Here is a 24,489-nt window from a genome sequence, read left to right on the forward strand (position 1 = left end):
CAATTCTTCGTCAGTTTCAACTCACCTAACTTAAGTTATGCTTTCGTCTCACTTCCTAGACTTGTTTTAATTTTCATTGAGCAATCAATTAAAGTACTTCTGGAGCAAGTGACACGATCTTCATGAAGCCACCTTCACGCAATTCGCGTGCAACTGGGCCAAAGATACGTGTTCCGCGAGGAGTTTTATCTTCACGGATGATAACTGCTGCGTTTTCGTCAAATTTGATGTATGAACCATCAGCACGACGAGCACCTGATTTAGTACGAACGATAACAGCTTTTACAACGTCACCTTTTTTAACCGCACCACCAGGAGTAGCTTGTTTTACAGATGCCACAATAACATCACCGATGTTTGCAAATTTACGTCCTGAACCACCAAGAACTTTGATAGTCAAGATTTCGCGCGCACCGCTGTTGTCTGCGACTTTCAAACGAGTTTCTGTTTGAATCATTTCAGTTTTCTCCTTTCAGGTTTGATTAGATGATGACCGCTTCTTCAACAACTTCTACAAGACGGAAACGTTTTGTAGCTGAAAGCGGACGAGTTTCCATGATACGTACGATATCGCCTTCTTTGGCAACATTGTTTTCATCATGTGCTTTGTATTTTTTAGAGTAGTTAATACGTTTACCATAGACTGGGTGGTTACGTTTTGTTTCAACTACAACTGTGATTGTCTTGTCCATTTTGTCAGATACAACACGTCCAACAAGAACTTTACGATTATTGCGTTCCATTGAAATTTCTCCTTCCCTAGTCTATTATTTCGCTTCAGATTGAACTGTTTTGATACGAGCGATTTGTTTTTTAACTTCCTTCAAGCGAGCTGTTTGTTCCAATTGACCAGTAGCAGCTTGGAAACGAAGTTCAAACAATTCTTTTTTCAATTCGTTTTCGCGCTTCGCGAGTTCTTCTTGAGAAAGACCACGAAGTTCTTTAACAAATTCTTTTACTTCATTAAGTTTCATGCCTTCTCCTTATTCTGCTTCACGTTTTACGAATTTACATTTAACTGGCAATTTGTGGCTTGCAAGACGAAGCGCTTCGCGAGCGATCTCTTCAGATACACCAGCGATTTCGAACATCACTTTACCACGTTTAACTGGTGCTACCCAACCTTCAGGTGCCCCTTTACCAGATCCCATACGCACACCGATAGCTTTAGCAGTGTATGATTTGTGTGGGAAGATTTTAATCCAAACTTTACCACCACGTTTCATGTAACGAGTCATGGCGATACGAGCAGCTTCGATTTGGCGGTTAGTGATCCAGTGGCTAGTTGTAGCTTGAAGACCGTATTCACCGAATGCTACTTCTTTTCCACCTTTTGCTTCACCGCGCATTTTTCCACGGAATTCACGACGGTGTTTAACACGTTTAGGTACTAACATTGGTTATTTACCTCCTTTAGTGTTTTTACGAGCTGGAAGAACTTCACCACGGTAGATCCATACTTTAACACCAAGTTTACCGTATGTAGTATCTGCTTCTTCCCAAACGTAATCGATATCTGCACGAAGTGTGTGAAGTGGAACAGTTCCTTCAGAGTATCCTTCAGCACGGGCAATATCTGCACCGTTCAAACGACCTGATACTTGAGTTTTGATTCCTTTAGCTCCAGCACGCATTGCACGTTGGATTGCTTGTTTTTGTGCACGACGGAAAGCGACACGTTGCTCCAATTGACGAGCAATTCCTTCACCTACAAGGTGAGCATCCAAATCAGGTTGTTTGATTTCGATGATGTTGATGTGTACTTGTTTTCCAGTCAATTTGTTAAGTTTTGCACGGAGTGCATCAACGTTAGCACCACCTTTACCGATAACCATACCTGGTTTAGCAGTGTGAAGTGAAACGTTAACTTTGTTTACTGCGCGTTCAATTTCGATAGTTGAAACTGCTGCGTCAGCAAGTTCTTTTTGAACGAATTTACGGATTGCAAGATCTTCATGAAGGTAATCCGCGTATTCTTTTTCAGCATACCATTTGGCATCCCAATCACGGATGATGCCGACACGCATACCAATTGGATGTACTTTTTGACCCACGATGTTACCTCCTTATTTTTCTGCAACAGCTACAGTGATGTGAGCTGTACGTTTGTTGATTGGTGAAGCTGAACCTTTCGCACGTGGACGGAAACGTTTCATAGTTGGTCCTTCGTTTGCGAATGCTTCAGATACTACCAAGTTAGCTTTATCCAAACCAAAGTTGTTTTCAGCGTTAGCTACAGCTGAGTTCAAAACTTTCAAGATGATTTCAGCAGCTTTGTTTGGAGTGAATGTCAAGATTGCGATTGCATCGGCTACGCTTTTACCACGGATGTTATCAAGAACAAGACGTGATTTACGAGGTGAAACACGTACTGTACGAGCCATTGCTTTAGCTGAAGTAATTTCTGCCATTTATGTTCTCCTTATTTTCTACGTGTTTTCTTGTCGTCTGCAGCGTGACCTTTGTAAGTACGAGTTGGTGCAAATTCACCAAGTTTGTGACCTACCATGTCTTCTTGGATGTAAACAGGTACGTGTTTACGTCCGTCATAAACTGCGATAGTGTAACCAATGAAACTTGGAAAGATCGTTGAACGACGTGACCAAGTTTTGATAACTTTTTTCTTTTCGTCATTAGCTTGAGCTTCAACTTTTTTCATCAAATGCTCATCGACGAAAGGTCCTTTTTTAAGACTGCGTCCCATTTTTATATTTTCTCCTTTAAATGTTGTACCACAGCGGCTTGCGCTCATATGGAGCGCTACCGAGCTGGCGGATTTCCTAGTTGCTTAAGCAACTAGTTTACTATTATTTCTCGTTGCGACGACGAACGATAAGTTTGTCAGATTTCGCTTTCTTGTTACGAGTTTTAAGACCAAGAGCAGGTTTGCCCCATGGAGTAGATGGCGCTTTACGACCAACTGGTGCTTTACCTTCACCACCACCGTGTGGGTGATCGTTAGGGTTCATTACAGAACCACGAACTGTTGGGCGGATACCTTTCCAGCGGCTACGTCCTGCTTTACCAAGGTTTACAAGTCCATGTTGTTCGTTTCCGACAACACCAACTGTAGCACGACAAGTTCCAAGAATCATACGTACTTCGCCAGATTGAAGACGAACAAGAACATATTTACCTTCTTGACCCAATACTTGAGCAGAAGCTCCAGCTGCACGTACCAATTCTCCACCACGACCTGGTTTCAACTCGATGTTGTGGATCAAAGTACCAACTGGGATGTTAGCAAGTGGAAGTGCGTTTCCGACTTTGATATCTGCTTCTGGACCTGAAACGATACGTTGACCAACTTCAAGACCTTTTGGAGCGATGATGTATGCTTTCACACCGTCAGTGTAGTGTACAAGGGCGATGTTTGCAGAACGGTTTGGATCGTACTCGATTGTTTTAACAACAGCTTCAACGTTGTCTTTGTTACGTTTGAAGTCAACCAAACGGTAGAAACGTTTGTGTCCACCACCTTGGTGACGAACAGTGATACGACCGTTGTTGTTACGACCAGCCTTGCTCTTCAAAGCAACAAGCAATGATTTTTCAGGAGTGCTTGTTGTGATTTCAGCGAAATCCAAAGAAGTCATATTACGGCGACCGTTTGTTGTTGGTTTATAAACACGAATTCCCACGATATTTCCTCCTTAGATTATTCAGCTTCAGCAGCAAACAACTCGATTGCTTTTGAATCAGCTGTAAGTGTGATGATAGCTTTTTTAGTTTTGTTAGTAAAACCTGTGTAACGTCCAACACGTTTTGCTTTTGGTTTTACGTTGATTGTGTTAACGTTGGCAACTTTAACACCTTCGAAAGCAGCTTCAACAGCTTGCTTGATCAAAAGTTTGTGTGCACGAGTGTCAACTTCAAATACATATTTTCCTGCTTCAAGTTGAGCCATTGAGCTTTCAGTGATAACAGGTTTTTTGATAACATCATACAAATTCATTATGCAAGAACCTCCTCGATTTTAGAGATAGCTGCTTGTGTGACAAGAAGTTTGTCGCTATTTGCGATGTCAAGAACACTTGCAGTTGTAGCAGTTGCAACTTTCACATTTGGAAGGTTACGAGCTGAAAGAGCTGCGAATTCATTTCCTTCTTCAAGGATAACAAGAACTTTTGAATCGATGCTCAATGCTGCAAGAACTTTTGCAAATTCAGCAGTTTTTGGAGCTGTAAATGAAAGAGCGTCTACAGCTACGAATTTGTTTTCAGCAACTTTTTCAGAGTAAACTGATTTAAGAGCTAGGCGACGAACTTTTTGTGGAAGTTTGTAGCCGTATGAACGTGGAGTTGGTCCGAAGACAACGCCACCACCACGCCATTGTGGTGAGCGGATAGAACCTTGACGAGCACGTCCAGTTCCTTTTTGACGCCATGGTTTGCGTCCACCACCTGATACTGCAGAGCGGTTTTTAACAGCGTGTGTTCCTTGACGAAGGCTTGCGCGTTGGCTGATGATCACATCAAACACAACTGATTCATTTGGTTCGATACCAAATACTGCATCGTTAAGAACAACTTGGCCAGCTTCTTTACCAGTTTGGTCAAATAATGTTACGTTTGCCATTGTGACTGATTTCCCCTTTCTTTATTATTTACCAGCTTTAACTGCTGATTTGATAGTGATAAGAGATTTCTTAGCACCTGGTACGTTACCTTTGATAAGGATAACGTTCTTTTCTGGAACAACTTGTACAACTTCTAGGTTTTGAATTGTTACGCGGTCGCCACCCATACGTCCTGCAAGGTTTTTACCTTTGAATACGCGGTTAGGTGCAACAGGTCCCATAGAACCTGGACGACGGTGGTAACGAGAACCGTGAGCCATTGGTCCACGTGATTGTCCGTGGCGTTTAATAACACCTTGGAAACCTTTACCTTTAGAAGTACCAGTTACGTCAACAACGTCTCCAGCTGCGAATGTTTCAACTGTGATTTCAGCACCAACTTCCAAGCCTTCAACGTTTTTGAATTCACGAATGAAGCGCTTAGGAGCCGTGTTAGCTTTCGCTACATGTCCTTTAGCAGGTTTGTTGCTCAATACTTCACGTTTGTCATCGAAACCAACTTGGATAGCGTTGTATCCGTCTGTTTCTACAGTTTTAACTTGAAGAACAACGTTTGGAGTTGCTTCAATAACTGTTACAGGGATCAATTCGCCAGCTTCAGTGAAGATTTGAGTCATTCCCACTTTTTTCCCTAAGATTCCTTTTGTCATGAGAAAATAGTTCCTTTTCTATATTTTTTATTCAAAAAGTTTTTAACGAGCGTTTTTCATGCTCAAGGTTTCAAACTTTGGATTAAAGTTTGATTTCTACGTTTACACCACTTGGAAGATCCAATTTCATCAACGCATCAACTGTTTTTTGAGTTGGGTTAACGATATCGATCAAACGTTTGTGTGTACGCATTTCAAATTGTTCGCGAGAGTCTTTGTATTTGTGAGTCGCACGAATGATTGTGTAGAGGCTACGTTCAGTTGGAAGTGGGATTGGACCCGCAACTTGTGCACCTGTACGAGTAGCTGATTCTACGATTTTTGCAGCCGCTGTGTCAAGCGTACGGTGTTCGTAAGCTTTCAAACGGATACGGATTTTTTTGTTTGCCATCTTTTTCTCCTTTTCGTCTATTTAAGATAATAGGCTAGCTCCACAAGAAAACCGACGCGCGTTGCGTGGCAATGCAACCGAGCGTGTCGCAACCTCTTGCATCAAAGCTAAAGCTGTAATTTACAGCACCATAATAGAATAACACAAAGCCCCTGCGATTGCAAGGGATTTGTGAGCTTTTTCCGTTTTTTTTAAGATGAAACTGTTTTCTCGTTTATCCTTGATAAGATTACCTATTTAAATTATGTATTTTTGTCTTTTCTTCTATATAATATTATTGGTTGTTTTGACTTGAAACTTGTTTCCTGATTGGTCTACTAATATATCAGCTTGACTTTCAGTTGCTTTATAATATCGGTTATATTGGTCTCGTCTCTCTTTGTGAGTATCTAGGATAATGCTAGCATCTCTTTTTCGGACGGTAGTATCTCGAGCTAGGCGCCTCTCCAATTCCGTTTCTGCGTCCGTGTAGAAGCAGATGGTTTTGTCAAAGAGTTCCTTGGGTAGAAAACCTACAGACATTCCTTCGACAATCAAAATCGGTTTGGCTCCAGACAAGACCTCGCTAGTCTTCCAAGGTTCGTCGATTGTCAAGACATCCATACCTGCCTGCAAGGCGAGAATATCTCTCTGCAAACTTGCCAGTTCATGCGCCACTGGCAGACAAGCTGTCACTTTTTGATCTGGCGCTTGCTTTGGTACTACCAGATGACGTTTTGAGGTGATATAGGGATCTGTTTCTAACAAATTTACTTTTGTAGAATCTAAGGCTTGATATAATTCTTGAGCAAAGGTAGACTTACCTGAAGCCCCATGACCGTAGATTCCCAGTGTTTTGACTTTCCCCGTTTCAATCTCTGAGACCAGTTGTTCTATCAGGTCTTTTTTCTTCATTCTCTCTTCACCTGTTCATAGCTTTCTTTTCCGTCATTAAGCTTGTCCCAAATCACTATTTGCCCACTTTTGAGTGATTTTTGCACATCGATAATTCGTTGATTAGAGGAACCTCGAAACTGGAGCATGAGATTGCGCTTGCTTTTATCATACCGTCCATCGACAAGGATGTCAATCAGCGACAAGAGTTCTAGTTTATCTGGAGTTTCCAGCATCATTTCTTCCCACGTGTAGCCCGTCCAGGACCAGATGTCTTTATCTGGCAATTCCTTTCGAATGCGTTTAACGAGGGGCAAGAGAATTCCTGTATTTAGGAAGGGTTCTCCTCCTAATAAAGTCAAACCTTGAACATAGGGTTGAGCTAGGTCTGCTATGATTTGCTCTTCCAACTCCGGGGTATAAGGTATGCCTGCATTAAAGGACCAGGTCGCTACGTTGTAACAGCCCTCACAGTGAAACATACAACCTGCTACGTAAAGGGAGTTGCGCACCCCTTCTCCATCCACAAAGTTAAAAGCCTTATAGTCAATGATACGCCCCTGACTGAGTTCTTCACTTTTCCATTCACCTGGTTTTGGTGTATTCCATGTCATCCTTTTACTCCAAGTCTATCCAATAGCGCTCCGTTCCGTTTCGAACATCCTCCAACTCCCCACCATTAGCTAAGATAACAGCTCGGCTTGCTGGATTTTCTGTGCTACAAGTCACTAAAGCTCGTTTAATATTCTTTCCCTTAGCAACTTGTAGACCTTGTCGGAGAGCTTCTTTGGCATAACCTTTGCCTCTTTCAGATGGGCGGACGGAATAGCCAATATGACCACCATTTTCTAGTAAGTAGTCATTTAATCGGAGACGAAGGTTGAGAAAGCCAAGAGCCTGGCCTGCTACGTCAAAACTAACCAGCTGGATAGCAGGAACCCAGTTTTCAGGAATATTGAGTCCCGCTTCCGCTTGAAGATTTTCTTCTAACCACTCTTCATAAACAAAATTCTCAGCATCCCAAAATCCGCCATCGTGTGCTGATTGAGTCTGTTCAAACTCTGCCATCATCTCTAAAACTGTTTCTTTATCTGCCAATGTTGGTCTGCGTAGTATCATTTTTACCTCCAATTAAGAGAAAAGCGAGAGGCAACTCTCACTTTTATTTTTTCTTGTTCTTGTTTAAAAACTGTTCTCTGAGGTTGAGCAAGCGTTCTTTTTTACCTGTTCCACCTTTAGAGTATTTCTCGTGATAACGGGTCACTTGTGCACGCCCCTTATCATCTAATTGGTATTTCCCCATTCCATTTCCTTCTAATTTGTTACTTCGTGCCCTGTGGTTTTAATAGTCGAACCGTTCATGTGTTTGACACGCGCAGCGATTTCCTTGTGGCGTCCGTTAACCATCGGACGCGCTTGAGGATTTCCCAGATAACCACACGTACGTTTGACCACATCTACTGTTTTAGGGTCGCTATTGCCACAGTTGGGACAAGCAAATCCTCTTTCAGTTGGTTCAAAATCCCCTTCAAAGTCACACTTGTAGCAACGATCAATCGGAGTATTGGTCCCTAGATAGCCGACACGGTCATAGGCATAGTCCCAAACAGCTTCCAGGGCTTTAGGATTTTGTTGAAGAACTGGATACTCACAATAATGGATGAAACCACCTGACGCACCTGCTTCTGGGTAAACTTTTTCAAAATCCAGCTTTTCAAACGGTGTTGGATTTTTACGAACATCGTAGTGGAAAGAGTTGGTGTAGTATTCCTTGTCCGTGATGTCAGGAATAGAACCAAACTTCTCTGTGTCTAAGCGACAAAAGCGGTCTGTCAGACTTTCAGACGGTGTGGAGTAGATAGAGAAGTGGTAACCATATTGGTCAGACCACTCTTCCACACGACGTTTCATATCACGAATAATATCCAGTGTGAATTCCTTGGCTTCAGGATTGCTTTCCCAGCTATTTCCAAAGAAGACTGTAGCCACTTCGTACAAACCGATGTAGCCCAGCGAAACTGTCGCACGGCGATTCTTAAAGAGTTGGTCAACACTTTCTTCTTTTCCGAGACGGCGACCGAAGGCTCCGTACTGATAGAGGATAGGGGCATTCGCTGGTGTTGCTTCCTTGGTCCGTTCAACACGGTAAACCAGAGCATCTTCTGCGATATTCATCCGCTCGTTGAAGATTTCCCAAAACTTATTCAGATCCCCTTCAGACTCGAGGGCGATACGAGGCAAATTGACTGTCACAACACCTAGATTCATCCGACCTGAATTGACTTCTACACCATTTTCATCTTTCCATCCTTGAAGGAAAGAACGGCATCCCATAGGAACCTTGAAAGAACCAGTCAGTTCGATAATCTTATCATAGGATAAGACATCTGGGTACATCCGCTTGGTTGCACACTCGAGGGCCAACTGTTTGATGTCGTAGTTAGGTGAACCTTCCTCTAAGTTGAGTCCTCTTTTCAGCGTAAAGATGAGTTTAGGGAAGATGGCTGTGCGGTGTTCTGAACCAAGTCCCTTGATTCGGATGGTCAAGATAGCTTTTTGAATTTCCCGCTCAAAACGACTAGTTCCTAGACCAAAACCTAGTGAAGTAAAAGGTGTTTGTCCATTTGAAGTGAAGAGGGTATTGATTTCATACTCAAGAGATTGCATGGCATCGTAGATGTCTTTTTGGGTTTTCTTCCAAGCATAATCTTCCCGTTTGTCAGGCAAGACCCATTCTTCCGCATCCTTGAGGTGTTTTTGGTAATTCTTCTCCGCATAAGGCGCCAAGACTTCATCGATACGGTCAGCTGAACAGCCCCCGTACTGGCTAGAAGCAACGTTGGCGATGATTTGTGAAATCTGAGCTGTCGCAGTCTGGATAGACTTGGGACTCTCTACCTCTGCATTTCCAATCTTAAAACCATTTTCCAACATGCCTTTAAAATCAATCAAACAGCAGTTGGTCATCGGTGTGTAGGGGCTATAGTCCAGGTCATGATAATGGATATCCCCTTTTTGGTGAGCATTGGCTACGTGCTTAGGAAGCATTTGCAAGCCGATTGATTTTCCAACAATCCCTGCTGTCAAATCACGCTGGGTGTTAAAGACATCACTGTCTTTATTGGCATTTTCATTGACAACTGCCTGGTCTTTGTTAAGAAGTTTGTGGATACTAAAGTTGATATCTGTCGCTTTTGAGCGCTCAAAATCCCTTTGTGTCCGATAAGTGATATACTCCTCAGCTAGCGCATATTCTTTGGCTTCAAGGAGTTCATGTTCTACGATATTTTGAATCTCGTAAATCTTGACACCTTGAGGGAAACGACTGTGAATTTCCGCAACAATACGCTCAAGCAGCCCATTTAGACGTTTTTCGACCAAGGGTGTCACATCCATGACTTTGTCAGCCGCCTTGTGGAGAGCTTTGTCAATCTTGTCTATATCAAACACTACACGTCTACCATCTCGTTTTTCAACGAACAAAGTGGGAACGGTTGCAAGGTTTTCTTCTAATACAATCATATCCATGCTCTTTTCTATTTTTCTTCTTAAATGATATTATACCACTCCAAAAAGAAAAATCAATATCTTGTGTTAAAAATTCTAAAATTTTTAAAAATACACAAGATATTGATTTATTATTTAGATTTATAAAGCTTGAATTCCTTACTATCCGTCTGAACAAGCTCGTATTTTTCACTAAGTAGGCTCTCTACATCCGACCACAAGGCAACCTTTTGGTTGACCAAAATCATCTTCGGTTGATTTTCTTTCAAGTCATTGACTAGTTTCGTTTTATTCTCGTCGCTTGCAGTATAGAGCGTCGGTGTTACTAGAGAGCTTGGTGCCAAGCGTTCACTTGCTCGATAAAAATCTGGACGATCATCCCAAGCATAGACACGATCCTCAGAACTCGTTTGCTGTTTGACCAAGCTAGCAAGTTGCTCGCGTTCCTGATAAGTACTTGGATGCGAAATATAGCGACTCAAAACAGGTAGGAAAAGTAAATAGACTATCGCAATTAATGGTAGATAGAAATTTCCCTTGAGGTAGCGACCAAAGAGTGATGAAGAACGAACTCTTCGTCTACTACGACTGATACGATCAGAGCTTCCTTCTTTGATATTGGTTAACAATAACAATGTCAGAAAGGGCAAAATCGCTGCCAAACGTGAGCCATGTAAAGGTTCCTTTGAAAGAATTAACAAAGAAAGAGTTGCTAATAATCCTAAAATAGCGCCTATTGAGACAGCAGATTGCTGAGCTGACTTGGTCTGAAACAATCCTGAAAAGATCAATGTCAGAGTCCCAACACCGATGGATAGCAAACCATAGAAAGCAGCATTCTCCATAAGATTGGCATTTGAAAATAGACTAAGCGTATCTATTGGATACAAAGTATGGCTAATCGCATCACCAAAAGTTCCTGTTAAGACTGTATAGTAGCCAATTGGATAAAAAATGATAGAAAATCCTAGAGCTGATGCGAAAAATTGATACAAACCATGAGTAAATCGACGCTTGGCAATATTAAATCCAAACAAACTCAAGGTAAGTGTAGCTGCAAACAAGGTTGTGGGAATAGGTGATAGGAAGAAAGCCAATACTAAACTCATCCCAACTCGCAAGAAACCTTTATCGTTACTTGGATCATCCAGATAGTCAGCCACTAGGCTAAAACTATAAAACAGGAAAGGTAAGGCCACAACCACTGCATAGCTACCGCCAAATCCCAGACTGCCCACAAGAAGATAGAAAATCAACAAAAGCTGTCTAGCCTGTTCTCCCTGACCTGTCAAGGTATCAGCGGATTTAAATAGAAAAACACCAGCTCCGAACAAGGCCAACCACTCCACCAAAGCAAAAAGGATATTCCCTTGAGAGAGATAGGTTAGTACGTAATAAAGCAGCCCATTTGAACCATAATAATCCGTGTAAATCTGCCCACTCTGATGTAGCGCCCAACCAGTATAAAGATCTTGCATCTGTTGGGGGCTCACCAAACCAAAGATCAGAGGCAACATTACAGAAACAGCTGTAGCAGCCAAACTCCAAATTGCCATACTAAAAAATGGAAGCGGAGTTCGTTTCTTCTTACCTCGCTCCAGTCCAAATTCAGACTCTTGATCCAGCCGTTCCCGATACTGGTATCGAAATTCTTCTAGCTGTTCGTCTTTTCCCTCGTATACGTTCATTCAATTTCTCCTCTAAGTTTATCTGTTTTAGTATATCAAAATCTTACAGGAATGTCAGCTAGGGATTGATATTTCCTTAACTTCTTATCTAGCTCAGCATAGCGTTCAATCTCTCGAAAACGGTGTAAACTGCTTGTTTGAAACTCTAGGATAAAATCATATTCTTTTTGATTTAGCATTTTCATCCTCCTGCTTATCTATTCGCAAAAAGACAAAAATAAGATCCAGCCTTGGGCTAGATCTTGGTGGATAGTTAGAGCATGGGCGCAAACAACTGGACAATTTCCTTGATTAAGCTTTGATACCAGCTTGTTTTGATTGTGTGGGGATAAATTTCTTGAGAAACCTTAAAAATCTCTTCGAAGTCCCTCTCAATATCGATGATAGACTGTGTTCTATAAAGTAAAACGGCATTTTCATAGTGGTGAAGCAAGCTACGATAATCAAAATTGATGGTTCCCACAGTGGCCACCTCTCCATCGACAAGCATTTGCTTGCTGTGAAGAAATCCGGGACTGTACTCGTAAATGCGAACTCCAGCAGACAACAAGTCAGGATAGGCTCCGCGAGTAACCAATTGGATGACCTTCTTATCTGGGATATATGGCGTCACAATTCGCACATCTACCCCTCTCAGAGCTGCATTTTTGATACTTTCGGTGAGATCATAGTCGGCAATCAGGTAAGGAGTCGTGATATAGACATAATCTGTAGCTTGATTGATAAGGTTTTGATAGACCGTTTTCCCAACCTGGGAGCGATAGATAGGTTTTGGCCCACTACTATAGGGAATGCAAAGTCCCATCCCATCTTTGGGTTGATTCTCGAGATGGTATTGATCAAAATCACTAATCTCTCCACGGTTGATATACCAAGTGGATAAAAAGAGCCTGGTAAAAGCCTTTACAGCCGGCCCATCCAACCGAATACCGCTATCCTTCCAATAACCAAAGCGTTCGATATGGTTGATGTACTCATCTGCCAGATTGACACCACCTGTATAGGCAATCTGCCCATCGATAATCATGATTTTACGGTGATCACGGTTGTTATAGGCGACGGTCAAGCGTGGAATCACCTTGTTAAATTTATGGGCTTCAATCCCTCGTCCACGAAGCTGGATGGTATAATCTCCAGGCAGGGTAGCCATACAACCAATGTCATCATAGAGGAGTTTGACTTCTATTCCTTGAGCAGCCTTTTCTTCCAAAATCTCCAAAATGCTGTTCCACATCAAGCCTTCTTCGATGATATAGTATTCGAGAAAGATAAATTTCTCAGCTTTTTTGAGATCCTCCAACATCTGGCGCCACATACTTTCACCTGAAGGGAAGAAATGGGTATCTGTTCGATTATAGACATCCGCATTCGTATCCATACTGAGGAGGGATTTGATGACTCCGTAAGCCGACTTATCCTCTTCCTTTAACTCCAAACGGAGGGTTCTGCTATTATCCTCTCTGTCAACCATTGATTGAAGCTGCTTTAGCTGTTTCATTTCTTTTTTCGATAGACGGCGTTCTCCAAACATGATATAGAGCAAGGGGCCAAATACTGGCACAAAGGCTACTAACAGCCATGTTACCTTACTCTCAGGATTCATGGACCGATTGACAATCGATACAATGGTCGCTAAGCTTACTAAAATGACAAGGATAATCCAGAGAATCGGAGCCATCTGTCCTAGATAGATAAATAAACCAAAGACGATAAACAACTCTGCCAACATAATGGTAATACTAAAACCATATTTGGACATGAGTAGCTGCATTTTTCTAGCTGTCATACATCCCCTTCCTTTTCTAACATTCTCCTTAACCGCTTGATAAACTAATGTTTCTACTAGTATACCTCAGTTCAGGGGGAGATGGCAACCTTTTACCTTTGCTAAAGTTCCAGCCGTTCCGTGTTTAGATGATTGTTACAATTTCAGAGCCAACATATTGACCGTCATACCAGCTGCGGTTCCCATAAGGTAGACGACATCTCCCTCCTTGACCAGCCCATGATCTAAAGAATAAGCCAAGCCAAACGGTACAGAGACTGACACCATATTTCCATAGTCAGTGACGAGATTGAGGTACCGATCCTCGGCCACACCTAGTTTTTCCATGACCAAAGGAAGAGCGCGACTTGCTTGGTGAGGAATGATATAGTCCACGTCTGCCAAGGCTAGCTGTGTTTTTTCTTGAAACTCTTCAAACATGACTGGGATTTTACGAGCAGACAAGAGGAGGATTTTCTTCCCCTTCATGTCAAACATATAGTTGGTCTTAGTCGCTTCAGAGTACTCTTTTGGTTGAAAAGAAGTCAGACCTCCACGAATCTCCGTATCGTGAGCCCCTTCTGACCAAGTACGTTGGAGACTTGCAATGACCCCTTTTTCCTGATGACTTTTTTGGAAAATAAAGGCTGCTGCCCCATCACTAAAGAGTTCAAAACTTTCTTTTTGCTTGGGATTTAGCCCTAAACTTCCAACCTCACTAGACACAATCAAGACACAATTGTATTCGCCCGCCTCAATCAAGTGGGACATGGTCGATAGAGCAGAAATAAAGCTGGTACAGGTCGTATTGATATCCATAGCCGGGATTGAGAGTTCTTTTGCCACGCGCTCATGAATCAAGGCAGCCGTACAAGGAATAGGCTGAACACCAACTGCACTAGCTGATACAAGACAATCGATATCTTTAATATCCAGATTTGCATGTTCAAGTGCACGCTGGATAGCTCCTTCTGCCAAGTCAAGTTGCGTTTCTTCATTTTCAACTACACGATAACGGGTCTGGTCTTTGAATTGAACGGTATGCTTGGGAAGGCAAACACCATAACCTGCGATTTCTACATGTCTTTTTACTTCTGTCATTGTCTTTTTTCCTTTCATAAACGTTGAATTCGTTTGAGTTTACGGCTAGTATCCCAGTGATAATCTGAAAATTGGATTTGAGGAACTATGAACTCTTTTTGCTGGGCCAAGAGTTGGAACTGTGCTAAAATTGCTGTCTCTACATCCTCATCTCGTTGGCTTAGACAAACTTCCACTAATTTCTCAGAATGTTGCTTAACTTGATAATCTCCCACATTCTCCACAAAGAGGATGCACCGTCTGATAAAGTCTGGATAGATGGTCACCTGTCCCCCATCTAGTCCTTCAAAATAGAAGATGTCGTCAGAACGTCCTTCGACCTTGTCAATCCGTGTATAGCAGGAGCCACAGGGACAAGGCTCCGGATTTTCAACCAAGATATCATTGAGCTGGTAGCGATAAACAGGCTGACTGCTTCGTTTAAAGTCCGTAATCACTGGATAAAAACGGCGATCATCCAGATAATCTTTTTCCACATAGATAATATCTTCGTTGAGATGCAAATTGCCAGCTGAGCAAGTGCAGGCTAGGAAACCTTCTGTCGCCTGATAAACTTGGTCAATAATGGATAAAGAAAAGGCTTCTGCAATCCGTCCCCTATCACTATCTTCCAAGATTTCCGCCACCGAAACGATTTTTTGTGGGTGAATAGCTAACTCTCCATCCTTGAGACGCTTGCTCAATTCAATTAACATTGAGGCTGGTGCCACAATAATCGTTGGTTGATAGTTGTTGAGTCGCTCTATATGCTCATCTGTATGTTTGAAAATATCAAAATACTCTAGACGAATGAGCGCCGTATTGATGGTCTGATAGAGTTCATTATCAGCTCTCAGGAAAAAGGCGATACGGTGCCCAAAAAGCTGCCCCTTTGGCAACATCTTTGCCAAGATAGCCGCTGCCCACATACTTCGCTCTTTCTCTGTTGTGATAAAGAGGCCTCGATGTCCAGACGTCCCTGAAGACAGCCCAACCGCCACTTCACCTTTGAGCTCGGTAAAATCACGGGTCTGTTCACTTTCAATAGCCAAGGCCAAGGCTTCATCTCTATCCACTCCTTGGGTGTTGAGCTCATTGAAATGTTCCATCATAAAGGCCTTGTCCATATGGTCAAAGTTGCTAGGAACTCCATTTTTAAAGTAGGGCGACTCTCGCTTTAAAAAGTCCATATAGTTGGTTAATTGCTTTTTCTGATAGTTTTCTAAAGCTTCTCGAGATTTGAAATGATGAAGCCAACGCGTTTGGATAAAGGTTTTAAGAAAGGTTATTTTTTTCATACAAAATCCGCTCGATCCTTTCTACAGGGTCATGGCTAACAACTACCTCAATACCGTCTCTCAGGACTTCCTCCAGAAACTCTGTCCCCTTGATATAGTCTGCCTTATTGTCCTGCACCAGGGAAGGAAGCAGGTGCATCTGCTTGGTGTAAGGCAAGAGGTCAATTCCCCAACAGAGGTCTGCTGCGATGAGAAGATTAAGCTCTGGAAGGCACAGACAAGCTTGCCCCCTGGCATGCCCGTCAACAGAGGCTATTAGGATACTGCCATCTCCGAAAAGATCACTAATCAGACGATAGGGAAATGCTGGGTGTTGCTGGTCAGCTCTGATAATAGTTAGATTTTTTTCAAAAGAAGTTGGTAAAAACTCCTTTAAAATCAAGTCTTTCAACTTGGGTTTTTGGTAGACTTCATATACCTCTTTAGTCAGGATAAAGGTTGCATGAGGAAAGAAGCTAGCTCCTCCCAGATGATCTGGATGTAGATGAGATAGGATGACATAATTTATTTCTTCTGGTTTGATTCCCTTGGCTTCCAACAAATGTGAAATCTGGTCCTTTTCCGTCATTTGAACAGGTGTTCCTAGTCTATAGAAACCATAGCGAAGCCGAGTCTTAATATCGTAGTGATAACCTGTGTCATAGAGGAGATAGCCCCTGTCTCTGTGTTTAATCAGAAAGACACCAGCTGGGAAGGTCATCTTTTGATTCTTGACTCCCTTGAATAGCAAAGCCGCATAACTAGTACAATATCCGGCAGGGAAATAATCAATGCTTTCGATAATCTTGGACATATTGTTCAATCCCTTCCGAAATACTGATTTGAGGGCGATACCCCAAGTCTCGCTCCGCCTTGCTGATGTCCAACGTCTGGCTATAACGGAGCAGATAATAGGTATAGCGTGTCAGAGCTGGCTCGCCTTTGAGTTTCAAGGTCTTATAAAGAAACTCCAAACTACTTGCAATAGCTGAAAGAAGAGGAGCCGGCACTTTTCTGTATGTTATCGGATAGCCCAGTCCTCTCAGGGTTTCTTCTATCAAATCCTTAAAGGCTCTTGGTTCCCCATTGGTAATATTATAAACTTCGCCACTAGCTTGAGGGGCCTCTAGTGCCAAGCGAATTGCCAGAGCGACATTTTCCACACAGGTCATATCCATGAGCTGACGACCGTCCCCTATCAAGGGAATGCCAATCTTCTGACTGAGTTTGAGAACTCGGGGCAAAATACTGGTATCCCCAATCCCAAAAAGCCCACGAGGTCGTAAAATAATACTCGGAACATCGGGATAATCCTTAAACAGCTTCTCCGAAGCCAGCTTACTACGAATGTAGTTGTTCAGATTGTTTTCCTGAGGCGCAACACTTTCTTTGATAGCTAGCTGATTTCGAGGCGCAGCATAGATGCTAGGCGAGGACACATAAACCAAACGCTGAATACCAGCCTCTCGGCAAGCATCCAGAACATACTTGGTCCCTAAGACATTTGTCTGGTAGAAATCCTCCCAAGGACCCCAAACGGTAGAAAGAGCTCCCGCATGCACAACCATGTCCATACCCTGACAAGCCTGAGTCAAATCCTCTTGCTTGGTCAAATCTCCCTGAAAAAATGATACTAGGGAGTTCTCCAAAGACTGACCCACCTTGCGATTGCGTCCAAAAGCACGTACCTGATAGCCTTGCTGACTGAGTTCTTCAACAACATACTTACCTAGAAAGCCCGTAGCACCTGTTACCAATACTTTCTTCATTTTTTACTTCTCCTTGTCCCCTAAAAGCCGATGTATTTCGCTCTTCAGAATCTCTGTTGGCTGATAGACTTGGGCTGCGCGACTGAGTTTGTTCAAGTCTGACCAGTCATCTCCAGCCAATAACTCATCAAAAGCTCGCCCAATCGCTTCCGTATCCTCTCGTTTAGCAGTCAGGGCAATCCCCGCCTCTAAGCCACGAACCGCATAGTCATACTGATCATAGTCATGAGGGAGAATCAAGGCAGGCTTGCCATAGATGATACATTGGTAAAAAATACCCGCACCACCATGATGAATCACATAATCCATCTGAGGAATGTATTCCTTATAGGGAAGATAGGATACCACAGAAACATTGTCCATGAGCTCTTCACATTGGAAGTCTTGTCCGCCAAACCCCAGAGTCACAAAGAAGTGACAGTCCGGATGGGCTTTTGCCAATTGTTGTGTCTGGTAGAGGAGGTTGTCTTTAGCCCATGCTAGCTGAGTGCCGCAGGATACAAGGACCTTCTTATAACCTAAAAAAGGAGACAAATCGAGGGGATAATTTTCTGCCCTCTCAATCGAAGAGCCAAAAGGTCCCACCCAAAGGTAATGCTCTGGAAAACCACTTTTCAGCTCCAACTCTTTCATCCCAATCCCTAAGATAGAATAGGGGGAATAGATAGTTTCTTGACCTTTCTGATTGTAGAACTTAAAATCGTAACGTTTTAAGCGTTCTCTCAATAAAAAGGTTACGATTCGTTTCCCTAAACGAGTCACTTTTCTCCCCAGCCATTGCTGGACAGATTGGAACGGTGTCTTTGGACTGCCCATTCCTCCAAAGAAACAAGGCGGTCCATCTGTCGTTTCAATGGCAAATTGTGTCGCCATAGTGGTAATCCAAGGGATTCCCAACTGTTCCGCTACTAACCCCCCAGATAAGGTGATGAAGTCGGCAATCACAATATCAGGTCGATTTTCCTGCCACTCTTGCACTAGTTGGTCAGACACCACATCGATCAAATCAAGACTAGCTGACAACTGTCGATAAGCAGAAATAAGGTTTAATTGCCCTTCATTGTTGGCTACGCGCTCAAATTCATCTACAGAATTTTCTAAAATGGGAATCACCTGGAATCCCATCTCCTCTGCGACAACTTTTCGTTGTGGTCCTGTAAATAATCGAATCTCATACAAGGGATCCTTCAACAAGGGTGCGAGTAGATTCAAGGTTGGGAAGAGATGCCCACTTAAGGGCACTACAACCACATCAATTTTGATTTTTCTCATATGTCTAGGATAGCAAATTTTTAAAAAAAGAACTACCAAAATGATAGTTCTTTCCAATATTATTTATATTTTGGGGGATACGTCGCTTCCGCTCTACTTAATCTTTAGAAGAGTTCTTTGTAGAGAGCAATGGTTTCTTCCAAGGTTGGCATAAATGGATTGCCTGGCGCACATGCATCAATCAAGGCATTCTTAGAAAGGTAGTCAAAGTCAAAGTCTTTTTCTTCGATACCGAGTTCAGTGAGTTTCTTCGGAATACCTACTGTTTCAGACAGTTTCTCAATTTCAGCGATAGCATAGGCCGCACATTCTTGGTCTGTTTTCCCTTCCACATGAAGTCCCAAAGCCTTGGCTACATTGCGGAAAGCTTCTGGTACACGTTTGGCATTTTCACGCTCTACAACTGGAAGAAGCATGGCACAGCAGACACCATGCGGCAAGTTATATACCGCACCGAGTTGGTGAGCCATAGAATGAACATATCCCAAACCAGCATTGTTAAAGCTCATACCACCGAGGAAGATGGCATTGACCATCGCCTCACGCGCTTCAATATCTTGGCCATTTGCCACAGCACGAGGAAGATACTCCTTGATGAGTTCAATCGCTCCGATAGAGAGTTTCTTGGTCACATTATAAGCACCTGGTGTTACTAAAGCCTCGACAGCATGGGTAAGAGCATCCATACCTGTCGCTGCTGTCAATCCTTTCGGTTTTGAAAGCATGAGTTCTGGATCATTGACAGAGATAAGAGCGAGGCTGTTCTTATCAACCATTACCATCTTGACCTTGCGTTCTTCGTCAGTAATGACATAGTTAATCGTAATTTCTGCAGAAGTTCCAGCTGTTGTATTGATTGCAACCACTGGCAACCCTTTTTTATCAGACTTGTGAAGACCTTCGTAATTCTGTGGTTTTCCACCATTTGTAGCGATGATAGAGATACAGCTAGCCGCATCCTGAGGAGATCCTCCCCCAAGACTGATGATGAAGTCACAACCATGCTCTTTCAGGGCAGTCACTCCGTCTGTGACGTTCTTGCAAGTCGGATTTGGCTCAACATCGCTAAAGATCACATATTCAATCCCTTCAGCATCTAGTGGTTTTAGGACCTTAGGTAAAATATCGCTGCCTTCGATGAACTTATCTGTTACCAAAAGGGCCTTCTTATACCCCAGTTCCTTGATATACGGACCTACTTCATTTACAACACCTTTACCAATAAGGTTAACTGATGGAACGTAAAATGTAGCCATATGCTTTTCCTCCTGCGCCTCTGCGCTATTTGATTATTTACTATAAGTATACGACCTTATAAGAAGTTTTACAAATATTTGTAAGCGTTTTAAGTAAAAAGTTAGTAAAGAACAGCCAGCCACTTTTTCAAGAAAAAAAGCTCCAAAAAGATGGATTTCATCTCATTGGAACTTTTACTTAATCATTATTGTTTCGTTAAGACTACTCGGTCAGATGCCTCTTGGTCCATATCGTCGATAATCAATTGATTATCATTAACTGCGTAAATCTTGACATCATCACCGATGATGACACGTTGATTTTCCGGCTCAAAACTAACTTGTTTGATTTCCTTATCTCCATCTGGCTCGACCTCAGTCCATGTACCAGTCTTACCTGTTACAACTAGAGTGATCTGGGCATTCTCATCTTTTCCAGTGTAGGTACCATCGATGTTCGTAGGTTGAGCTACAGTAGTGTCCTGACTTGAGGAGGCTTGTGGTTGGCTGGCACTTGTTGCAGCGCTAGAAGATGATTCTTGTTGAGAAGATGATTGCTGTGCAGATTGCTGGGTAGGGGCTTGTGCCTTAGGTCCACAAGCTGCTAAAAGACTAAGAATTGCTAGGGAAGCAATAGAAAGTGTGAATGTTTTCGTTTTCATAGCGATTTCCTTTCTTTTTGTGCCAATGTTTTGCTGGAATCGTTTCCAGATGTACCTCCTACCTTCAGTATAGCAACTTAAACCTAGAAGGTCAACTAGTCCCATCGCTTCCAACCAAACTCGCTCGAACTTCCGAGATAAAGTAGAGTGACCCCGTCACGAAAAGCAAGTTCTGGTTATTGGCCTTTTCTTCAAATTCTCTGATAAAGTCCCCATAGGAAGGAATCAAATCGTAACCCGCCACATCCTTTTCATCCAGAGAGCCTTGGTAGTCAAAGCCTGTTACCTTAAGTTTTACCTGAGGCAACTGCTCCGTTAGATAGCCTAACATCCCCTGATAATCCTTGCGTTTAAGGGCACCAAAAAGGATATGAACCTGATAGCCTTGCTGGATTTTCCCCTGGATAAACTCGACTAGACGAGTCAAGGCTGGAAGATTGTGAGCCCCATCTAGGTAGATTTTCGGGCGAATCCGTTCTAATCGACCTGCCCAATGTGTCTCCTTCAAAGCCCGTCTGACAAACTCTTCTTCGACCCTTTCACCTCTTGACGCCATAAACAGAAGAAAAGTTTGTAAAGCCAAGGCGGCATTTTCTTGCTGATAAGCACCCTCCAAACTGATTTTAAGTTGTGAAAAGCTTTCTATCCTACTTGAGAAATTTCCAACTTTCAAAGCGAAGTCTTGCCCAGCTTGATAAAGGTCAACAGCTAACTCTCTCGCTTTACTTTGACAGACAAGCTCCGCTTCTGGAGCGAGCTTGGCAATGACCGCCTTCTTGCCGGCCTTGAAGATACCAGCTTTCTGCTCTGCTATTTCTTCCAAACTATCGCCCAAGGTCTCCTGATGATCTAGACCAATCGAAGTAATAACTGCAATCTCTCCTGTTACGACATTAGTGGTATCAAGTAGACCACCTATCCCCACTTCTAGCAAAACCAAATCCACTTCTTGTTCCCTAAAATAGAGGAAAGCAATCAAGGTCAGCAACTCAAAAAAGGACAACTGGTCATGAGTTTCCAAAAGAGTTTTTTCCATCTCCTTAACTTGGTTAGCTATACGGGTAAAGTCTTCATCTACGATCGGTAGCCCATTGATACAGATTCGATCATGGATACTGACGATATGAGGAGAGGTAAAAGTGCCAACTTTTTTTCCATGAGCTACAAACAACTCCCTCATAAAGGCGATAGTTGACCCCTTACCGTTAGTCCCTGTTACGTGGATAATAGGATAAGTCTTCTCAGGATTTCCCAGCAAATCCACAGCTCGCTGCATTCGTCCAAGACCAGATCTAAAGTTTAAACCAATCCGACTATGCAGCCATTCTTCTACTTCAAACACACACATCTCCTTAACAAAAGTACAATCAACTACTGCATCAAAGTATGATTACAAATAAAAAGCGAGGTCGGGACAAAAATTCCAACCTCTTACCTGGTTAGCTAATCACTAGCTACTATGAATTTCAACGTGGGCTAAAAACATCCACTGGATGTTCCAACTCTTCCAATTTTTAGGAGTTGGGCTAAAAACGTCCCCTGGACGTTTTTACTCCTCCATAAAGCTGTTGAAGACTTCTTCAATCATATTCCATTCGTCTTCTGAGTCTTCTGGGATTGGTTGCAATTCGCCTTCTGTTCCGTCTTCGTTTTCGATGAATGAGTAAGCTTGGATTTCAACTTCACCGTTTTCGTCTTCTTCTGCGTTAACTGGCACTAGGAGAACATAGTTTTTACCAAACTCTTCTTTCCCATCAATCGTCAAAAGAATTTCAAACAAGGTTTCATTTCCTTGCTCGTCTACTAGTGTAATCAATTCGCGTTCTTCGTGGTCATGGTTGTGATCGTGTGACATAGTTTCTCCTCTGTCTTAAAATTTTCTATCTAAATAATTTTGCAAAATCAGCTGAGCAGCCAACTTATCAATAACTTTCTTGCGTTTGTTACGGCTGATATCTGCTTGTTCAATCAACATACGCTCAGCTGCGACTGTCGTCAAGCGCTCATCCTGATAGTCTACTGGCAAACTAAAAAGTTCCTCTAGTTTTGCTCCATAGGCTTGACTAGCTTCTACTCGCGGACCGCTGGTATTGTTCATGTTTTTAGGCAGACCTACTACAAAACGTTCCACCTTATAGCTATCAACCAATTCCTTGATACGGTCAAAACCAAACTGGCCCTGATCCTCATTAATCTGGATGATTTCAAGTCCTTGAGCGGTGAAGCCTAGTGGATCGCTAATCGCAACACCCACTGTTTTTGAACCGACGTCCAATCCCATAATTCTCATAGATTATAGATCGACTCCTTGTCCTTTAAGGTAATAGCGCACCAATTCTTCAACAATTTCATCACGCTCATACTTACGAATTTGATTTCGTGCATTATTGTAACGAGGAACGTAGGCAGGGTCTCCACTCAATACATAACCGACGATTTGATTTATCGGATTATAACCCTTTTCATTCAGAGAAGCATAGACATCTGTCAACGTTTCACTGATTTCCTTCTTGTTGGAATCATCCAATTTAAAACGTACAGTTTCTTCAGTAAATCCCATTCTAACACCCTCTTTCCTTAGAATAGTACTATTATAGCATATTTCCTTACGTTCTACAATTAAGTCAATCCATTTATTTGGATTTTCTTACTGTTCTGTCGCACCATTTGCCACTCTGTCTGCGATATATTGGCTTGGTTCATTTTTCAAAAGAGTCTCTAAGCCAAGATTTTTCAAATAATCTGTCTGTGACGCCTTTTTGACATCCAAGACTTGTAAATCATAGGTCGTTGTGGTCTGGATTTCAGTCTCACTGAGCAGTTTGGTTTCAAGTGTAAAACCTGCCAATTTGCGCGCTTCCTGAAGCATTTCATCCTTTTCTTCTGCTTCTAAAAGAGCTTTTTGAGTTTCTTCAAGACCGTGGTCAGCGATAAAGGATTTCAATTCCTCACTTAAGGGCCGTATCTGCCGAATAACCAATTTTAGAAATTGTTTCCCTTTATAGGTGATGGTTTGCGTTTGCTTGACGCCATCTCCTGACTCAGGGAAAATCAAAGTCTTGGTCACAACCGTATTCTTTTCCGCATTTTCCAAAACGGGCAGAGTAGACTGGAGCGTTTCGGATTCATGTTTTGAACTGGATGTCGTTTCCTTCTTTTGGCCACATCCTGCAAGTAGCAGGAGGAGAGTAGCTGCGCCAATTACTATCTTTTTCATAATTCCTCACATAATTTTTTGATAAAAAATGAACAAGGCTAGGAGATACCCCAGCCTCGATGTTTATAGAGCTGCACGCAAACGTGCTTCTGCATTTTCTACATTACGGACAGAGCGTGGTAAAAAGGCACGGATATCATCTTCTTTGTAACCGACCTGCAAACGCTTCTCGTCAACTAGAATAGGACTTTTTAAGATCCGTGGTGTTTCCATGATTAAGTTGAGTACTTCATTCACACTCAAATCTTCGATGTCAACTCCTAAAGCTTTCGCATAGCGGTTTTTTGATGATACAATGCTGGCAATTCCATTATCTGTCTTTGTCAGAATATCAAGCAGTTCTTCTCTCGTAATCCCTTCTTTACCAAGGTTTTGTTCTTTATAACTTAACTGGTGTGCGTTGAGCCAAGTCTTCGCTTTCTTACAGCTTGTGCAACTGGAGACGGTATAAATCTTAATCATGTGCCTACCCCTTTCGCTACATGTTACTATCAGTTTAGTCTATTATACCATAAAAAACATCC

The 24,489-nt window shown here is 42.5% G+C and carries 33 protein-coding genes; all 33 read right to left on the reverse strand.

Features of this window, described 5'->3' with window-relative positions:
• Positions 1 to 88: 88 nt before the first annotated feature.
• Complete coding sequence (gene rplN / locus E2R31_RS03015; protein ID WP_000616545.1) at positions 89 to 457, reverse strand: 50S ribosomal protein L14; 369 nt, start codon at positions 455 to 457, stop codon at positions 89 to 91.
• Between the two features lie 25 nt (positions 458 to 482).
• Positions 483 to 743: a 30S ribosomal protein S17 gene (gene rpsQ / locus E2R31_RS03020; RefSeq protein ID WP_000440801.1), complete on the reverse strand. Its 261-nt coding sequence runs from the start codon at positions 741 to 743 to the stop codon at positions 483 to 485.
• A gap of 24 nt (positions 744 to 767) precedes the next feature.
• Positions 768 to 974, reverse strand: a complete 207-nt coding sequence (rpmC, locus tag E2R31_RS03025; RefSeq protein ID WP_000772918.1) for a 50S ribosomal protein L29 — start codon at positions 972 to 974, stop codon at positions 768 to 770.
• A gap of 9 nt (positions 975 to 983) precedes the next feature.
• On the reverse strand, positions 984 to 1,397 hold the full coding sequence (gene rplP / locus E2R31_RS03030; RefSeq protein ID WP_000960946.1) for a 50S ribosomal protein L16: 414 nt from the start codon (positions 1,395 to 1,397) through the stop codon (positions 984 to 986).
• A gap of 3 nt (positions 1,398 to 1,400) precedes the next feature.
• On the reverse strand, positions 1,401 to 2,054 hold the full coding sequence (gene rpsC, locus E2R31_RS03035) for a 30S ribosomal protein S3 (protein WP_132972747.1): 654 nt from the start codon (positions 2,052 to 2,054) through the stop codon (positions 1,401 to 1,403).
• 12 nt (positions 2,055 to 2,066) lie between these two features.
• Entirely contained in the window at positions 2,067 to 2,411 is a 345-nt protein-coding gene (gene rplV / locus E2R31_RS03040; protein ID WP_000818137.1) for a 50S ribosomal protein L22, read from the reverse strand.
• Between the two features lie 11 nt (positions 2,412 to 2,422).
• Positions 2,423 to 2,704 carry a 30S ribosomal protein S19 gene (rpsS, locus tag E2R31_RS03045; protein ID WP_000533766.1) on the reverse strand — a complete coding sequence of 94 codons (282 nt, stop codon included), beginning with the start codon at positions 2,702 to 2,704 and terminating at the stop codon, positions 2,423 to 2,425.
• A gap of 103 nt (positions 2,705 to 2,807) precedes the next feature.
• Positions 2,808 to 3,641, reverse strand: a complete 834-nt coding sequence (rplB, locus tag E2R31_RS03050) for a 50S ribosomal protein L2 (protein ID WP_000512910.1) — start codon at positions 3,639 to 3,641, stop codon at positions 2,808 to 2,810.
• Positions 3,642 to 3,658: 17 nt separating this feature from the next.
• Complete coding sequence (locus E2R31_RS03055) at positions 3,659 to 3,955, reverse strand: 50S ribosomal protein L23 (RefSeq protein ID WP_001055347.1); 297 nt, start codon at positions 3,953 to 3,955, stop codon at positions 3,659 to 3,661.
• On the reverse strand, positions 3,955 to 4,578 hold the full coding sequence (gene rplD / locus E2R31_RS03060; RefSeq protein WP_000024537.1) for a 50S ribosomal protein L4: 624 nt from the start codon (positions 4,576 to 4,578) through the stop codon (positions 3,955 to 3,957). Before rplD ends, E2R31_RS03055 begins: the two co-directional genes overlap by 1 nt.
• A gap of 24 nt (positions 4,579 to 4,602) precedes the next feature.
• Positions 4,603 to 5,229, reverse strand: coding sequence for a 50S ribosomal protein L3 (gene rplC / locus E2R31_RS03065; protein WP_000160197.1), 627 nt, complete (start codon positions 5,227 to 5,229; stop codon positions 4,603 to 4,605).
• Between the two features lie 82 nt (positions 5,230 to 5,311).
• Positions 5,312 to 5,620 carry a 30S ribosomal protein S10 gene (gene rpsJ, locus E2R31_RS03070; RefSeq protein WP_001284513.1) on the reverse strand — a complete coding sequence of 103 codons (309 nt, stop codon included), beginning with the start codon at positions 5,618 to 5,620 and terminating at the stop codon, positions 5,312 to 5,314.
• Positions 5,621 to 5,884: 264 nt separating this feature from the next.
• Positions 5,885 to 6,514, reverse strand: a complete 630-nt coding sequence (locus E2R31_RS03075) for a uridine kinase family protein (protein ID WP_132972749.1) — start codon at positions 6,512 to 6,514, stop codon at positions 5,885 to 5,887.
• Positions 6,511 to 7,107: an anaerobic ribonucleoside-triphosphate reductase activating protein gene (gene nrdG, locus E2R31_RS03080; protein WP_132972751.1), complete on the reverse strand. Its 597-nt coding sequence runs from the start codon at positions 7,105 to 7,107 to the stop codon at positions 6,511 to 6,513. The genes E2R31_RS03075 and nrdG overlap by 4 nt, the downstream gene beginning before the upstream one ends.
• Positions 7,108 to 7,111: 4 nt before the next feature.
• Positions 7,112 to 7,612, reverse strand: coding sequence for a GNAT family N-acetyltransferase (locus tag E2R31_RS03085; protein WP_132972753.1), 501 nt, complete (start codon positions 7,610 to 7,612; stop codon positions 7,112 to 7,114).
• A gap of 43 nt (positions 7,613 to 7,655) precedes the next feature.
• Positions 7,656 to 7,796, reverse strand: coding sequence for a hypothetical protein (locus E2R31_RS03090; protein WP_000521635.1), 141 nt, complete (start codon positions 7,794 to 7,796; stop codon positions 7,656 to 7,658).
• 11 nt (positions 7,797 to 7,807) lie between these two features.
• Positions 7,808 to 10,015 carry an anaerobic ribonucleoside-triphosphate reductase gene (gene nrdD / locus E2R31_RS03095; RefSeq protein ID WP_165941780.1) on the reverse strand — a complete coding sequence of 736 codons (2,208 nt, stop codon included), beginning with the start codon at positions 10,013 to 10,015 and terminating at the stop codon, positions 7,808 to 7,810.
• Between the two features lie 116 nt (positions 10,016 to 10,131).
• The gene (locus E2R31_RS03100) at positions 10,132 to 11,688 is read right to left on the reverse strand and encodes a damage-inducible protein CinA (protein WP_132972757.1); all 1,557 of its coding nucleotides are present in this window, start codon (positions 11,686 to 11,688) and stop codon (positions 10,132 to 10,134) included.
• Between the two features lie 35 nt (positions 11,689 to 11,723).
• Positions 11,724 to 11,867, reverse strand: a complete 144-nt coding sequence (locus E2R31_RS09825) for a hypothetical protein (protein ID WP_000934190.1) — start codon at positions 11,865 to 11,867, stop codon at positions 11,724 to 11,726.
• Between the two features lie 74 nt (positions 11,868 to 11,941).
• Entirely contained in the window at positions 11,942 to 13,474 is a 1,533-nt protein-coding gene (gene cls, locus E2R31_RS03105; RefSeq protein WP_132972759.1) for a cardiolipin synthase, read from the reverse strand.
• A gap of 135 nt (positions 13,475 to 13,609) precedes the next feature.
• Positions 13,610 to 14,554 carry a 3-oxoacyl-[acyl-carrier-protein] synthase III C-terminal domain-containing protein gene (locus E2R31_RS03110; protein WP_132972761.1) on the reverse strand — a complete coding sequence of 315 codons (945 nt, stop codon included), beginning with the start codon at positions 14,552 to 14,554 and terminating at the stop codon, positions 13,610 to 13,612.
• 14 nt (positions 14,555 to 14,568) lie between these two features.
• Positions 14,569 to 15,831 (reverse strand): F390 synthetase-related protein, encoded by a 1,263-nt coding sequence (locus tag E2R31_RS03115; protein ID WP_132972763.1) that lies wholly within the window; start codon positions 15,829 to 15,831, stop codon positions 14,569 to 14,571.
• Positions 15,809 to 16,624, reverse strand: a complete 816-nt coding sequence (locus E2R31_RS03120; protein ID WP_132972765.1) for an MBL fold metallo-hydrolase — start codon at positions 16,622 to 16,624, stop codon at positions 15,809 to 15,811. Before E2R31_RS03120 ends, E2R31_RS03115 begins: the two co-directional genes overlap by 23 nt.
• A complete protein-coding gene (locus tag E2R31_RS03125) occupies positions 16,599 to 17,579 on the reverse strand; it encodes an NAD-dependent epimerase/dehydratase family protein (RefSeq protein WP_132972767.1) in 981 nt (326 codons plus the stop codon). The genes E2R31_RS03120 and E2R31_RS03125 overlap by 26 nt, the downstream gene beginning before the upstream one ends.
• Positions 17,580 to 17,582: 3 nt before the next feature.
• Positions 17,583 to 18,851 (reverse strand): glycosyltransferase, encoded by a 1,269-nt coding sequence (locus tag E2R31_RS03130; RefSeq protein WP_132972769.1) that lies wholly within the window; start codon positions 18,849 to 18,851, stop codon positions 17,583 to 17,585.
• A 104-nt stretch (positions 18,852 to 18,955) separates the two neighbouring features.
• Positions 18,956 to 20,107 carry an iron-containing alcohol dehydrogenase gene (locus tag E2R31_RS03135; protein WP_132972771.1) on the reverse strand — a complete coding sequence of 384 codons (1,152 nt, stop codon included), beginning with the start codon at positions 20,105 to 20,107 and terminating at the stop codon, positions 18,956 to 18,958.
• A gap of 185 nt (positions 20,108 to 20,292) precedes the next feature.
• On the reverse strand, positions 20,293 to 20,748 hold the full coding sequence (locus tag E2R31_RS03140; RefSeq protein ID WP_132972773.1) for an SP_0198 family lipoprotein: 456 nt from the start codon (positions 20,746 to 20,748) through the stop codon (positions 20,293 to 20,295).
• A 91-nt stretch (positions 20,749 to 20,839) separates the two neighbouring features.
• On the reverse strand, positions 20,840 to 22,090 hold the full coding sequence (locus E2R31_RS03145; protein ID WP_162284877.1) for a bifunctional folylpolyglutamate synthase/dihydrofolate synthase: 1,251 nt from the start codon (positions 22,088 to 22,090) through the stop codon (positions 20,840 to 20,842).
• A gap of 207 nt (positions 22,091 to 22,297) precedes the next feature.
• Positions 22,298 to 22,603: a DUF1292 domain-containing protein gene (locus E2R31_RS03150; RefSeq protein ID WP_000017624.1), complete on the reverse strand. Its 306-nt coding sequence runs from the start codon at positions 22,601 to 22,603 to the stop codon at positions 22,298 to 22,300.
• A 15-nt stretch (positions 22,604 to 22,618) separates the two neighbouring features.
• Positions 22,619 to 23,038 carry a Holliday junction resolvase RuvX gene (gene ruvX, locus E2R31_RS03155; RefSeq protein ID WP_084948329.1) on the reverse strand — a complete coding sequence of 140 codons (420 nt, stop codon included), beginning with the start codon at positions 23,036 to 23,038 and terminating at the stop codon, positions 22,619 to 22,621.
• Between the two features lie 3 nt (positions 23,039 to 23,041).
• Positions 23,042 to 23,308 carry an IreB family regulatory phosphoprotein gene (locus E2R31_RS03160; RefSeq protein WP_000507060.1) on the reverse strand — a complete coding sequence of 89 codons (267 nt, stop codon included), beginning with the start codon at positions 23,306 to 23,308 and terminating at the stop codon, positions 23,042 to 23,044.
• Positions 23,309 to 23,395: 87 nt separating this feature from the next.
• Positions 23,396 to 23,965, reverse strand: a complete 570-nt coding sequence (locus E2R31_RS03165) for an SP0191 family lipoprotein (protein WP_000724879.1) — start codon at positions 23,963 to 23,965, stop codon at positions 23,396 to 23,398.
• Positions 23,966 to 24,028: 63 nt separating this feature from the next.
• Positions 24,029 to 24,427: a transcriptional regulator Spx gene (gene spx, locus E2R31_RS03170; protein WP_000591165.1), complete on the reverse strand. Its 399-nt coding sequence runs from the start codon at positions 24,425 to 24,427 to the stop codon at positions 24,029 to 24,031.
• Positions 24,428 to 24,489: the final 62 nt, after the last annotated feature.

Source organism: Streptococcus downii (assembly GCF_004353325.1).
In the GTDB taxonomy this organism is placed as follows: Bacteria; Bacillota; Bacilli; order Lactobacillales; family Streptococcaceae; genus Streptococcus; species Streptococcus downii.